6 protein-coding genes are annotated in these 13911 nt (G+C 72.0%); all 6 read right to left on the bottom strand.

What is annotated here, in order from left to right:
* Positions 1-7554, bottom strand: a 7554-nt coding sequence (locus tag ACFQVC_RS40460; protein WP_381841067.1) for an SDR family NAD(P)-dependent oxidoreductase, incomplete at its 3' end; no start/stop codon positions are given.
* Between the two features lie 118 nt (positions 7555-7672).
* Positions 7673-9016 carry a methylaspartate mutase gene (locus ACFQVC_RS40455; protein WP_381841064.1) on the bottom strand — a complete coding sequence of 448 codons (1344 nt, stop codon included), beginning with the start codon at positions 9014-9016 and terminating at the stop codon, positions 7673-7675.
* Positions 9013-9507 (bottom strand): cobalamin B12-binding domain-containing protein, encoded by a 495-nt coding sequence (locus ACFQVC_RS40450; RefSeq protein ID WP_381841061.1) that lies wholly within the window; start codon positions 9505-9507, stop codon positions 9013-9015. Before ACFQVC_RS40450 ends, ACFQVC_RS40455 begins: the two co-directional genes overlap by 4 nt.
* The gene (locus tag ACFQVC_RS40445) at positions 9500-10765 is read right to left on the bottom strand and encodes a type III PLP-dependent enzyme domain-containing protein (protein ID WP_381841070.1); all 1266 of its coding nucleotides are present in this window, start codon (positions 10763-10765) and stop codon (positions 9500-9502) included. The genes ACFQVC_RS40450 and ACFQVC_RS40445 overlap by 8 nt, the downstream gene beginning before the upstream one ends.
* Before the next feature lie 32 nt (positions 10766-10797).
* Complete coding sequence (locus tag ACFQVC_RS40440; RefSeq protein ID WP_381841058.1) at positions 10798-12246, bottom strand: AMP-binding protein; 1449 nt, start codon at positions 12244-12246, stop codon at positions 10798-10800.
* 313 nt (positions 12247-12559) lie between these two features.
* Entirely contained in the window at positions 12560-13825 is a 1266-nt protein-coding gene (locus ACFQVC_RS40435; RefSeq protein WP_381841055.1) for an FAD-dependent monooxygenase, read from the bottom strand.
* Positions 13826-13911: the final 86 nt, after the last annotated feature.

The raw sequence follows: 13911 nt of genomic DNA, 5'->3' as shown, positions 1-13911 counted from the left end.
CCAGGACTCGACGAGGCGGTACAGCGCGACCTCGATGGCGAAGAGGGCGGGCTGGGTGAACTCGGTGCGGTTGAGCTTCTCCGGGTCCTCGCCCCAGATCACCTCCCGCAGCTCGCCGCCGACCTCGGCGAGGGCGGCCAGTACGGCGTCGAAGGCCTCGGCGAACACCGGGAACGTCTCGTACAACTCACGGCCCATACCAAGGCGTTGGGCGCCCTGGCCCGTGAACAGGAAGGCCAGCTTCCCGGGCTTCGTCTCCTGGATGTCGGCGCCGGGGCCCGTGCCGGAGGCCAGGGCGTCCAGGGCGGACGCCAGGTCCGCGCGGTCCGTGCCGACGGCCACGGTGCGGTACTCGAAGGTGGCGCGCGAGGTCGCCAACGCCCGTGCGGCCGTGGTCAGTTCGCCGTCGGGAAGCGTGTCGAGGAAGGCGCGCAGGCGCTGCGCCTGGGCGGCCACGGTCTGCGGCGTCTTGCCGGAGACGGGCCAGGCGAGCACCGGGGCCTCGTCGGCGGCCGGGGCCGGCTCGGTGACCGGGTCGGCGGCGGGCGGCTCCTCGACGATGACGTGCGCGTTGGTGCCGCTGATGCCGAAGGAGGAGACACCGGCGCGGCGCGGGCGGCCCGTCTGCGGCCACATCTTCGGCTCGGTGAGCAGCTCCACGGCCCCGGCCTCCCAGTCGACCTGGGGTGAAGGCGCGTCGACGTGCAGGGTCTTGGGCAGGACGCCCTCACGGATGGCGAGGACGGCCTTGATGATCCCGGCCACGCCCGCGGCGGCCTGGGTGTGGCCGATGTTGGACTTGATGGAGCCGAGCCACAGCGGCCGGTCCTCGGAGTGCGCCTGGCCGTAGGTGGCGAGCAGGGCCTGGGCCTCGATCGGGTCGCCGAGGGTCGTGCCGGTGCCGTGCGCCTCGACCGTGTCCACATCGGCGGCCGTCAGACCGGCGGCGGCCAGGGCCTGCTCGATGACCCGCTGCTGCGCGGGACCGTTGGGAGCGGTGAGGCCGTTGCTCGCGCCGTCCTGGTTGACGGCGGAGCCCTTCACGACGGCGAGAACACGGTGGCCGTGGGCGCGGGCGTCGGAGAGCCGCTCCAGGACGAGCATGCCGGCGCCCTCGCCCCAGCCGGTGCCGTCGGCGGCGGCGGAGAAGGACTTGCAGCGGCCGTCGGACGACAGGCCGCGCTGCCGGTTCATGTCGATGAAGGTGTCGGGCGTCGACATCACGGTGACACCGCCGGCCAGGGCGAGGGAGCACTCGCCCGCGCGCAGCGCCTGCATCGCCCAGTGCAGGGCGACCAGGGACGACGAGCAGGCGGTGTCCACGGTGACCGCGGGGCCTTCGAGGCCGAGGGTGTAGGAGATCCGCCCGGACACGACGCTGGCGAGGCTGCCGTTGCCGACGTAGCCCGCGAGCTCCTCGGGGACGCGGCCGCCGAGCCGGGTGCCCCAGTCGTGGTACATGACCCCGGCGAAGACACCGGTGCTGGTGCCGCGCGCCGACAGCGGGTCGATCCCGGCGCGCTCCAGGGCCTCCCACGAGGTCTCCAGGAGGAGGCGCTGCTGCGGGTCCATGGCCTGGGCCTCGCGCGGGCTGATCCCGAACAGCTCCGGGTCGAACTCGGCGGCGTCGTAGAGGAATCCGCCCTCTCGCGTGGAGCTCTTGCCGGAGACACCCGGCTCGGGGTCGTACAGGCCGTCGATGTCCCAGCCGCGGTCGGAGGGGAACAGCGAGACGCCGTCGCGGCCCTCGGCGACCAGCTGCCACAGCTCCTCGGGCGTGCTGACGCCGCCCGGGTAGCGGCAGCTCATGCCGACGATCACGATCGGGTCTTCGTCGGTGGCGGCGACGGCCGCGACCGGCGCGGCCGGGGCCGCGGCGCTCTGCTCGTCGGCCGGGGCCAGCTTGCCGCCGATGTGCTCGGCCAGGGCACGGGGCGTGGGGTAGTCGAAGACGAGGGTCGCGGTGAGGCGGAGTCCGGTGGCGGCGTTGAGGCCGTTGCGCAGCTCGACCGCGGCGAGCGAGTCGAAGCCGCTCTCGCTGAACGCCCGGTTCGGGTCGACCGCGTCGGCGCTGTCATGGCCGAGCACCGAGGCGACCTGGGCGCGTACGAGGTCGAGCAGCGCCGCGAGCCGGTCGGCGGGGGAGAGGCCGGAGAGCCGCCCGGCGAGCGAGTCGGCCACGGCGACCGCGGAACCCGCGGCGGCGGCCGCCGCGCGCTTGGGCGCCCGGGTGCGGACCAGACCGCCGAGCACGGCCGGGATTCCGTCCGCGCGGTTCTGCAGGGCGCGGGCGTCGACCCGTACCGGCACGAGCGCGGCCGCGTCGGTGCGCAGGGACGCGTCCAGGAACGCCAGGTTCTCCTCGGCCGACAGTGGCTCCAGGCCCAGCTTGGCGATGCGTTGCAGGGCGGCCGCGTCGAGGGCGGCGCCCATCCCCGCGTCTCCGGTCCACAGGCCCCAGGCCAGGGCGGTGGCCGCGCGGCCCGTGGCGGCGCGGCGGTGGGCGAGGGCGTCGAGGAAGACGTTGGCGGCGGCGTAGTTGGCCTGCCCCGCGCCGTCGAGGAACCCGGCGGTGGAGGAGAAGAGGACGAACGCCCGGTAGTCCAGGCCGAGTTCGCTCTCCAGCTGGTGCAGATGCCAGGCGGCGTCCGCCTTGGGCCGCAGGACTCCGTCGATGCGCTCCGGGGTGAGGGCGCCGATGAGTCCGTCGTCGACGATGCCTGCGGCGTGGACGACGCCGGTCAGCGGGTGCTCGGCGGGGATGTTCCCGATGAGTGCCTTGAGGGCCTGCTTGTCGGATACGTCGCAGGCGGCGAGGGTGGCTTCCGCGCCCAACTCGGTCAGTTCCGCGTGCAGTTCGGCGGCTCCTGGGGCGTCAGGGCCGCGGCGGCTGGTGAGGACGAGACGGCGTACGCCGTGCTCGGTGACCAGGTGCCTGGCCACCAGGGCGCCCAGGCCGCCGGTGCCGCCGGTGACGAGGACGGTGCCTTCGGCGTCCCACGGCGCGGTCCTGTCCTCAGCCGGGCCCGGGCCCGCGGTGAGCCGGGGCACGCATATCTGACCGTCGCGCAGGGCGAGTTCGGGCTCGTCGGTGGCGAGCGCGGCGGCCAGCGGCGCTTGCGCGGGGTCGAAGTCCGGGGCGTCGGGCGCCAGGTCGACCAGGACGATCCGGCCCGGGTTCTCCGCCTGCGCGGCCCGCACCAGACCCCACACCGGGGCCTGCGCCAGATCCACGGTGTCCGTATCGCGCGCCGCGACCGCGCCCCGCGTGACGACCACCAGACGCGTGGAGAGCTGCGTGTCGTCGGCGAGGAAGGCCCGCACCCGCTCAAGAGCCAGCGAGGTGTGGGCGCGTACGGCGGAGAGGGTGTCGCCCTCGGCGGAATCAGAACCAGAACCGGTACCGGAATCAGAGCCAGCACCGGTACCAGAACCGATCGACACGACACTCAGAGCGGAAGCGGGGCTGCCGACCGGAGCGTCGAGCGGCGTCCAGGCGATCCGCATCGGCTCGGCCCCGACCTGCGCCGCCCGCAGCTGCTCCGGGTCGACGGGCCGCAGCACGAACGAGTCGATCCGCGCCACCGGCGCACCGGTCGGGTCGGCCACCGACAGGGACACCGCGTCGGTGCCGGTCGCGGTGATCCTCACCCGGATCGCGGCGGCGCCCGTCGAGTACAGGGACACCCCGGTCCACGCGAACGGCAGCCGGGTGCCCTCCAGGTCGGCGTCGGGTGTGGCGAAGTCCGTGGCGTGCAGGGCGGCGTCGAGCAGCGCCGGGTGCAGACCGAACGCGCCCGCGCCGGACGCGGTCTCCTCCGGCAGCGCCACCTCGGCGAACACCTCGCCGCCCGGGGTGCGCCAGACGGCACGCAGACCGTGGAAGGCGGGCCCGTAGCCGTAGCCCTGGCCTGCCATCTCCTCGTACAGGTTCGTGATGTCGAGCTGCTGGGCGCCGGCCGGCGGCCACTGCGTCATGCCGAACGCCTCGGCGGTCACCGCGGCCTGTGCCGATGCGGCGAGGGCGCCGGTGGCGTGCCGGGTCCACTCGGCGTCGTCCGGGGCGTCGTCGGGGCGCGAGAAGAAGCCGATGGTGCGCCGGCCCTCGGCGTCGGGGGCGCCCACCACCACCTGCAGAGCGACGCCGCCGCTCGCCGGGAGCACCAGCGGGGCCTGCAGGGTGAGTTCCTCGACCAGGTCGCAGCCGGTCAGGTCGCCCGCGTGCACGGCGAGCTCCACGAACGCGGTGCCGGGAAGCAGCGCCACCCCGGCGACGACATGGTCGCCGAGCCAGGGGTGCGTGCGCAGCGAGACCCGGCCGGTGAGGATCGCGCCGGAGTCGTCGTCGCCGGCCAGCCTGAGCACCGCGCCGAGCAGCGGGTGCTCCGCGGCGAGCTGGCCGAGCCCGGCCGGGTCGCCGTCGTTCTGCGGGGCGCTCAGCCAGTAGTGGCGGCGCTGGAAGGCATAGGTGGGCAGCGGGATACGGCGCGGTTCGAGGCCCTGGTAGCAGGCGCCCCAGTCGACGTCGGTGCCGCAGGTGTGCAACAGGGCGAGCGCGGAGAGGAGTTCACGCCGCTCGTCACGGTCACGGCGAAGGGCCGGCGCGAAGGTGACGTCGGCGCCGTCGGCCACGCACTCCTGGCCCATCGCGGCGAGCACGGCGTCGGGGCCGAGCTCCAGATAGGCGGTGACGCCCGCCTCGTCCAGGAAGCGGATGCCGTCGGCGAAGCGCACCGCGTCCCGCACGTGCTCCACCCAGTACTCGGGCGAGCACAGCTGGTCGGCGGTGGCGAGGGTGCCGGTGACATTGGAGACGACGGGGATCCGCGGAGGCGCGTACGTCATGATCTGCGCGACCCGCCGGAACTGCGTGAGCATCGGCTCCATCAGCGGCGAGTGGAAGGCATGGCTGACCCGCAGGCGCTTGGTCTTGCGGCCCTGCCCGGCGAGTGTGGCCGCCACGGCCAGGGCCCGCTCCTCGTCACCGGAGATCACCACGGACGAGGGGCCGTTGATCGCGGCGATGGACACCAGGCCCGTGTGCTCGGCGAGCAGCGGCAGCACCTCGTCCTCGGCGGCCTGTACGGCGATCATGGCGCCGCCGGCGGGCAGTTCCTGCATGAGGCGGCCACGGGCGGCGACCAGGGTCGCGGCGTCCTCGAGGCTGAAGACCCCGGCGACATGTGCGGCGGCGATCTCGCCGATGGAGTGCCCGGCCACATAGTCGGGCCGTACGCCCCACGACTCGACCAGGCGGAACAGCGCCACCTCCACGGCGAACAGCGCGCACTGCGCGTACCGCGTCTGGTGCAGGAGCTCCGCCTCGGGGGATCCCTCGTCGGCGAACAGGACGTCCCACAGGGAGAGTTCGAGCTGCAGATCGAGATGGCCGATGGCGTCCTCGAGGGCCTTGGCGAACACCGGGTAGGCCCGGTACAGCTCGCGGCCCATGCCGAGGCGCTGGCTGCCCTGGCCGGTGAACAGGAACGCCAGGCGCCCCGTGGTGTCGGCGCTGCCCTGCGGGTTGACGAACAGGCCGGGCGCCGAGTGCTCACCGGCCACCGCGCGCAGGCCGCGCTCGAAGCCGTCCCGGTCGTCGGCGAGGACGACCGCGCGGTGCGACAGGGAGGCACGGGTGGTGGCCAGGGAGTGGCCGATGTCGGTGAGCGAGGCCGCCGGCTCGTCCGCGAGGAACTGCAGCAGCCGCTCGGCCTGGGCACGCAGGGCGGCCGAGCCACGGGCCGACACCACCAGGGGCAGCGCCTCGGGGGCGGCGGCCGGCTCCTGCGGCTCCGCTTCGGCCGCGGGCTCCTCGGCCGGCGGCTCTTCGAGAATCACATGGGCGTTGGTGCCGCTGATGCCGAACGCGGAGACACCCGCACGGCGCGGCCGGTCCTCGCGCTCCCACGGGCGCGCCTCGGTCAGCAGCCGCACATTCCCCGCCGACCAGCGGATGTTGGGCGAGGGCGCGTCGACGCCCAGGGTCTTGGGCAGCGTCCCGTGCTTCATCGCCATGATCATCTTGATCATGCTGGCGGCGCCGCCCGCGGCCTGGGTGTGGCCGAGGTTGGACTTCACCGAGCCCAGCCACAGCGGCTCCTCGTCGGGCCGGTTCTGGCCGTACGTGGCGATCAGCGCCTGCGCCTCGATCGGGTCGCCGAGGCGCGTGCCGGTGCCGTGCGCGTCCACCGCGTCCACATCGGCGGAGACGAGCCCCGCGTCGGCCAGGGCCTGGTGGATCAGCCGCTGCTGCGAGATGCCGCTGGGCGCCGTCAGGCCGTTGCTCGCGCCGTCCTGGTTCACGGAGGTGCCGCGCACCACGGCGTGCACGGTGTGGCCCTGGCGGCGGGCGTCGGAGAGCCGCTCCACCACGAGGAGGCCGACGCCCTCGGAGAAACCGGTGCCGTCAGCGGCCGCCGCGAACGCCTTGACCCGGCCGTCGCGGGCCAGGCCCTGCTGGCGGCTGAACGACGTGAAGATACCCGGGCTGCCCATCACGGTGACACCGCCGATGAGCGCCAGGTCGCACTCGCCGCGGCGCAGCGCCTGCGCCGCCAGATGCAGCGAGACGACCGCGCCGGAGCAGGCCGTGTCCAGGGTCATCGCCGGGCCTTCGAGCCCGAGGGTGTACGACACCCGGCCCGAGGCCACACTCGGCGCGTTGCCGATCATGAGATAGCCGTCGAGGCCCTCGGGCGCCTCGTGCGCCTTGACGCCGTACTCGTGCACCTCGGCGCCGATGAACACGCCGGTGCGGCTGCCGCGCAGGGAGTTGGGGTTGATCCCGGTGTTCTCCAGGGCCTCCCACGCCGTCTCCAGCATCAGCCGCTGCTGCGGGTCCATGGCGAGGGCCTCGCGCGGGCTGATCCCGAAGAAGTCCGCGTCGAACTGGGTGGCCGTCTCCAGGAAGCCGCCCTTGTTCACATAGCTCTTGCGGGGCGCCGACGGGTCCGGGTCGTAGAGGTTGTCGAGGTCCCAGTCGCGGTCCGTGGGGAAGCCGGAGAGGACATCCCGGCCCTCGGAGACCAGCTCCCACAGGTCGTCGGCGCTCTCGACCCCGCCCGGGTAGCGGCAGCCGATACCGACCACCACGATCGGATCGCTGTCGTCGACCCGGGCGACCGTGGCCGCGGGCGCCACGAACTCGCCCTCGACACCGAGGAGTTCACCGCGCAGGAACGCGGCGAGCGCGGACGGCGTGGGGTGGTCGAAGGCCACCGTGGGCGGCAGGGCGAGACCGGTCGACTCGTTCACCCGCAGATGCAGGGCGACCAGGCCGAGGGAGTCAAGGGCCTGCTCCTTGAACGGCTTCTCGGGGTGCACCGAAGCGGGCGGCTCCGGACGGATGCTGCGCAGCACCGCGAGGGTCTCCGCGCGCACCAGGTCGAGCAGCACCCGCAGCTGCTCGGCGGCGGGCAGCGGCTCCAGACGGTGCACCAGGGCGGACCGGACGGCCGCCGCTTCCTTCGGCCCGTCGGCCGGCCCGTGCTCGGTCGGCCCAGGTTCGGTCGGCCCGTGCTCGGTGTCAGAAACGAAGCTTCCGGACCCGCTCATCTGCACACCCCACACCTAATTACTCTCGACAAAGGCAGAATTCGTGAATGCACCGAGATACACCCGGAGTTGTGACTCTAAGACCGGCGCGAAGTACGGCCACACCCCTAGCGGCCCCCTACGCACGCCGACCGTGGACCAGTTCCGCACCGGAGTTCACATCGATTTCCTGATTCGGTTCGTCGAACGACCGCCGCACATGGTGGAGATCGCTCAGCAAGTCGGCGGAACCGACCTTCCGCGAAGGCCCGAGCTCCGCGATACCGGACAGCGGAAGAGCGCCGAGATCGGCCCAGCGGAGTCTGCCCGCGGAATCGATATGGCTGCGCGCCCGGCCGGCGTTGTCCGGGTGCACGCAATAGGGAACATCGAGATATCCGCGGCGGAACGCGAGCAGCAGCGCCTGCCCGATGTCCTCATGGAGATTGAGCACGGCCTCCACCAGGGCGCGGGCCTCGACGTAGGTCTGCGAGTCCCGCTCCACACAGGAGTCGTCGCCGGTGTCCGCGTCCGCCGCCGCCCTGGCCGCGTGCTCAAGGGCCAGGGTGTTCTCGAAGACCGTGGGGATCCGGCGGGCCTCGGCGGCCGTCTTCACGATGAGCCGCTGCGCCCCGGTGCTCACGGCCAGCTCGGCGGCCTTGCCGAGCAGCCGGTAGGCGCCCCGTGACGTCTCCGGATACACGCCCATGTAGGCGTAGATGACGATGTGCCAGTTACGGGTGGGCAGCAGCTCCGTGCAGAGCCTGCGCAGCGCCCGTACCGCCTCCTGGTCCTGGCCCATGTCCGTCTGCTGCGCATAGCTCAGGGACAGGGAGCGGATGCCGTGCTCGGCGAAGAACAGGGCTTCCAGGAAACTGATCGCCACCAGCTGGCTCGGCGGGCACAGCTGGCCCATCATGCAGCCGCCGAACGTCTCCAGGTGCGGCTCGACACCCACGTCCCGCATCCGCACATACAGCTCGCAGCAGTGCTCCCAGTTACGGATGCCGTCGGCGAGCGGGGTGCGCCCGTAGGGCAGGCAGTACGAGACGGGCCCGCCCTCGGTGGCGTTCAGGCGCAGCCGCATCAGCGCCCAGAAGATATCGATCGGAGTGGCCGAGCCGTGCCGCACCTGCACCGGGAATCCCGCGTCGCGCACCCCGTCGAGTACGGCGGCCGTGGTGTGCGGGGGATGGCTGACGACCGGGTAGCCGTTCAGGTCGGTGCCGTCGCGCAGGGCGGCCTCCACGGCGTCGAGATCGCCGACCCTGGTGTAGCTGTCGAGGGTGAGGGTGCCCACGGTGGTGGCGTCGGCGGCCTTGGTGGCGAGCAGCCCTTCACGCATCTTCGCCGGGTCGCCGAAACCCATCCGCGGCTGTACGACGAGCCGCCCGCCGCCACCGTTGGTGCGCACGAACTCGCCGAAGTCCACCGGCTGCTGGCTTCTCAGTGCCCGGTCGCGGGGCAGTACGGGCCGGGTCATGCCGCGAGCCGGTCTCGGTCGAGCGCGGGGGCCTCGGGGAGCGCGGCCAGGAACGCGTGGAACGCGGCCACCGGGTCCCGGCCGTCCTCGAAGACGGCGTCGAAGCCCGCCGCCATCAGCTCACCGGTGCGGCTGACGCCCTCACCGCCGTCCGTGCCCAGCTTCCCGCCGATCACGATGGGTGTGGCGGCCAGCGGCGGGCAGTCGCGCAGCTGCCCGATGACCCGCATGCCGTCCTGGTAGCCATGGCCGTTGACGCTGCTGACGACCACCATCTGCGGGTTCAGGTCCCGGCACGCGGAGACCAGGATCTCGTCGGGCACACACGGGCCGAGGTTGATCACCTCGTATCCGCACTCCTCGATGAGCAGCTGCAGGAAGACCAGGTTCCAGGTGTGCGAGTCGGAGGCGAGCGAGGTGACCACCACCGTCCCCCTGGTCCCTTCGAGCCCTTTGTGCCCCGTCACCTCGGGCAGTTCGCACTCACTCACCGGCACGCTCCTGCGGTACGGGGGTGCGCGTCCGCTCGATCCGGGTCAGCGACACCAGCTCACCGCCGCTGACGGCGGCCTCGGTGGGCGAAGGACGGCCCAGGAACATCAGCAGGCTCGAAGTGGGCCCGTACGCACCGGTGTTGGGGATCGTGACGACATCGCCGGGGGCGAGCCCGGCCGGTACCTCGATGCCGCGGCCCAGCATGTCGCCCGGGGTGCACAGCGGGCCGACCAGGCTGGCCTTCTCCGTCTCGGTGTCCGCCTCCACCTGGACCGACACCGGAAGCAGCCGGCCGAGTCCCGACATGCCGCCGAAGGTGTTGATACCGGCGTCGACGATGACGAACTTCTTGCCCCGGCTGACCTTCACATTGGTGACCCCGGCCACCAGGGTGCCGCTGTCGCCGGACAGATACCGCCCGGACTCCACCGCGAGCCGCACCCCGCCCGTACGCCAGCGCGGGAAGTGCTCGTCGAGGGACGACTCGAGGGCGGCGCGCAGACCGGGATAGCGGGCCCGCTCGCCCAGTTGGGCATACGGCACGGAGAAGCCGCCGCCGATGTCGAGCAGCCGCAGCTCCACCCCGAGGTCCCGCTCGATCTGCGCGGCCACCTCGATGGTGTGGGTGAGCTCCCCGATCAGGGCCGCCTCGTCACGGGCGTTGGACTGCGAGAACAGATGCAGCCCCGCGACGGAGGTGCCCGGCACCGAGCACAGCCGCTCCGCGATCTCGGGGACGGTCTCGCTGTCGATGCCGAACTGGGTGGGGGTGCCCGTCATCCGGATGCTGGTGGTGGCGCTGGCCGTGGCGCTGTTGATACGCAGCAGACAGTCCGCGACCACCCCGTGCTCCAGGGCCACTTCACCGATGTGCGTCAGATCCGACAGGGACTCCGCCGAGAAGGTCCGCACCCCGCAGGCGATGGCTTCGCGCAGCTCACCGTAGGTCTTGCCGGGGCCGGTGTAGAGGATGTCCGAGCCCGGATAGCCCGCTTCGAGCGCGGCCGCGAGTTCACCCGTGGAGCTGATCTCGGCCTTGCAGCCGGGGCCTTCGCCGTCACGCAGCGCCCGTACGAGATCGACGTGCGGGTTGGCCTTGAAGGCGTAGAACACCTCGAAGCCCGCGGGCAGCCAGCCGAACAGATCTTGCCGCGCGGCCCGTACCCGGTCCAGGTCGTAGACGTACAAAGGCGTGCCGTAGCGCCGGGCGAGCTCCGCGGGCGCGGTGGCCGTGCCCTCGGCGGGAGCGGTCACCTCACTGGTGGTCACCTCACTGGTGGTCACGGTCACTTCGCACCCCCGTCGAGCAGCAGCGCCAGTTCTTTGCGGGCGTTCTTGCCGTGCTGGGTGAGCGGGAACTCCGCGAGCACCCGGCAGATCGCCGGCACCTTCGCGGGCTCCAGACGCTCCTTGAGTTCCTTGAGGACCGCGGCAGGCGCGAGCTCGCTCTCCACGAAGACCGCCAGGTCGTGCCGCTCGCCCGGCGGCAGCGCCGCGGCGGCCCGCACCCCGGGGATGTCCATCGCGGCGGCCTCGATCTCCAGGGTGCTCATCCGGAAGCCCTTGCGTTTGAACATGTCGTCCCTGCGGCCCTCGAAGTAGAGATAGCCGTCCGCGTCGAGGCTGCCGTAGTCACCGGTGTGCAGCCGCGGCTCACCGGTGTCCGGGTCGGGCCTGAAGGTCTTCGCGGTGACCTCGGGACTGTTCCAGTAGCCGGGCATCACATGGGGGCCCGCGGCCACGATCTCGCCGACCTCACCGGCGGGCACCGGGTTTCCGTCCGGGTCCAGGATCAGTACGCGCGTGCCGGGCAGCGGCAGGCCGACCGCGCCGGGCCGCTCCTGGTCCTCCTGCGGCGGCATGACCGTGATGCGCTTGGCCTCGGTCTGCCCGTACTGGCGCACCACCCGTACCCCGGGAAAGTGCTCGCGCAGCGCGTCGATCACGGACTGCGGCAGCGCCGCACCGGTGTTGGTGAACATCCGCACCGGCGGCGGAGCGTCCTTCTCACGCCGGGACAGACTGACGATCATCGAGGCGAGCGAGGGCACGATCGGCACCACGGTCGCCCCGGTCTCCCGCATCCGGCGCAGCAGCACCAGATCGGCCTCGCCGTCGGCGAGCACGATCTCGCAGCGGGCGATACAGGTCATCAGGACCTTGTAGAGGCCGTAGTCCCAGGACATCGGGAACCGGCAGAACACCACGTCGTCCGCCCGGTAGCCGAGCGCCTGCGTCAACGCCCGTGAAGCGAAGGTCACTTGGGCGTGCGGGCAGATCACCGCCTTGGGCGCGGCCGTCGACCCCGAGGTGTAGATCAGCGTCGCCACATCGTCGGCGCGCACCGGCTCCGGCTCGAACCGGGCGCCCTGGGCGTACAGCTCCTCGACCTCGGCCCACAGGCCGTCGAGCAGATGCACCGGGCCCGCGACCTCACCGAGCCGCCCGGCGCTCGCCCAGTCGCCGATCACCAGCGCCGGCTCGGAGTTGGCGACGATCTGACGCAGGTGGTACGCCTTCATCGCCGGGTTGAGCGGCACGAACACCGCACCGCAGCGGGCCGCGCCGTAGAACAGGGCGGCCAGGGTGCGGTCGGTCGGCAGCTGGAGCAGCACACGGTCGCCACGCCCGACGCCGCGGCCGCGCAGCCAGAGCGCGAACGCCTCGCTGTACGCGGCCAGTTGCCGGTAGGTCCACACGCCGGTCCCGTCACGGACCGCGGGAGCGTCCGGCACCTCGGCGACTGCGTCGTCGAGCAGACGGTGGACGAGTTCTCCCCCGGCGGACCGGCCGCTATTGATTCCAGTTTCTTCGCGTGTCGAAATCGAGTGGCTGACCAACGCCGCACTCCTGCCTCGAGTTGTGGCCCGGTTCGTCGAAATGCCGGATCGAAAACCTTGGCGACCACGGTATGGGCGGCGCGGCGGCGGTCACACCCCTATCTCCCCCTATGAAATCGGCCAGGCCACCCCGCGCGGGGTAAGGCCTGGCCGGTATTTCTGCGGCGGTCTCCGGTATTCATCACGGGGGCGGCAGACCACCCTTGAATCAGCCTTGAGTGGCACCGGAAAACGCGTTGTGCACGGCACCTTCCGTGGAAATCCCGTAGTCCTTGAGCTTGATGTTGTTCGCCGCCTTGAGCGTAAGCCGCTCGAAGATCGAGGACAGAAAGCGGGAGTTGAGCATCCGGTAGGTGCGATTCCGGCCGCGGATCTTCTTCTCGGTGGGCGGCGCCAGCATCGGCCCCGCACCCGCCGCGGTCTTCTGGCAGCCCTTCGCGAACGCCCGGATCTCCGCCTCGTACCCGGCGAAAGCGGCCCGGTGATCGCTCTGCGTCGCCAGCTCACCCGCCAGGACGTACGCGCACACCAGGGCGAGCCCGGTGCCCATGCCGCCCATCGTGGCGCCGTACCCGGCGTCGCCGAGCAGCACCACACGGCCCTTGGAGAACCGCTCCATCTGGATCTGCGCGAGCGCGTCGAAGTACACCTCGCCGGCGTCCTCCAGGGCCTCCAGGGCCTTCGGCACCTCCCAGCCGAGACCCGCGTACCGCTCGGCGAGCAGCCGCTTGTGCTCCGCGGTGTCGTAGCGGTCGTAACTCAGCTCCTCCGGCTCGGTGAACACCATCGTGACCTGCGACCACGACGGGTCGCCGCCGTAGTGCGCAAAGCTCACGGCCCGGCCCGGCGCGTTGTACCAGCGGGCGGAGCGGTCGAGACCGAGGTGGTTGGGGGCCTCGAAGACGGCGACGTAGTGACCGTGGAAGCGCAGGAACTGCGCCTCGTCGCCGAACACCAGACGGCGTACGTTCGAGTGCAGCCCGTCGGCGCCCACCACCAGGTCGAAGCTCCGCGGCGCCGACCGCTCGAAGGTGACAAGGACATCGTCGGCGCGCTCGTCCAGGGCCGTGATCGAGTCACCGAAGAGATACTCCACGTCGTCCCTGGTCCGCTCGTACAGGATCCGGGACAGATCGCCGCGGAAGATCTCCACCTCGCCGCTCATCACCTCGGAGGGCAGCCGCACCTGCTCGACCCCGTCGGCGTCCACGAAGCTCTGGCCGCCCATGTGGGTCTGGTTCTGGTGGATCTCGTCCCAGATGCCCATGCGCTGCAGCACCGTGCGGTGCGCATCGCCCCTGAAGTCCACCGCGAAGCCGCCCGCCCGCAGCCGCGGCGCCTTCTCGACCACGGTCACCGACCAGCCGTAGCGGGCGAGGCAGAGGGCGAGGGCCGGGCCCGCGACGCTCGCGCCGGAGATCAGAACGGAGCGGGGAGCGGCGGCGGAGGAGTGGGAGTGGCTCGTGGCGTTCATGGCGGTCTCTCTTCCAGTCGGAGGACCCGCTCGGCGGATCCGCGTCTCAGGCGCTTTCTGCGTCTGGAAAGAGCTTCGCCAAGACC

This window comes from Streptomyces monticola (assembly GCF_042665355.1).
GTDB classification, from domain to species: domain Bacteria; phylum Actinomycetota; class Actinomycetes; order Streptomycetales; family Streptomycetaceae; genus Streptomyces; species Streptomyces monticola.
This window is presented reverse-complemented; position numbering and strand designations above follow the sequence as displayed.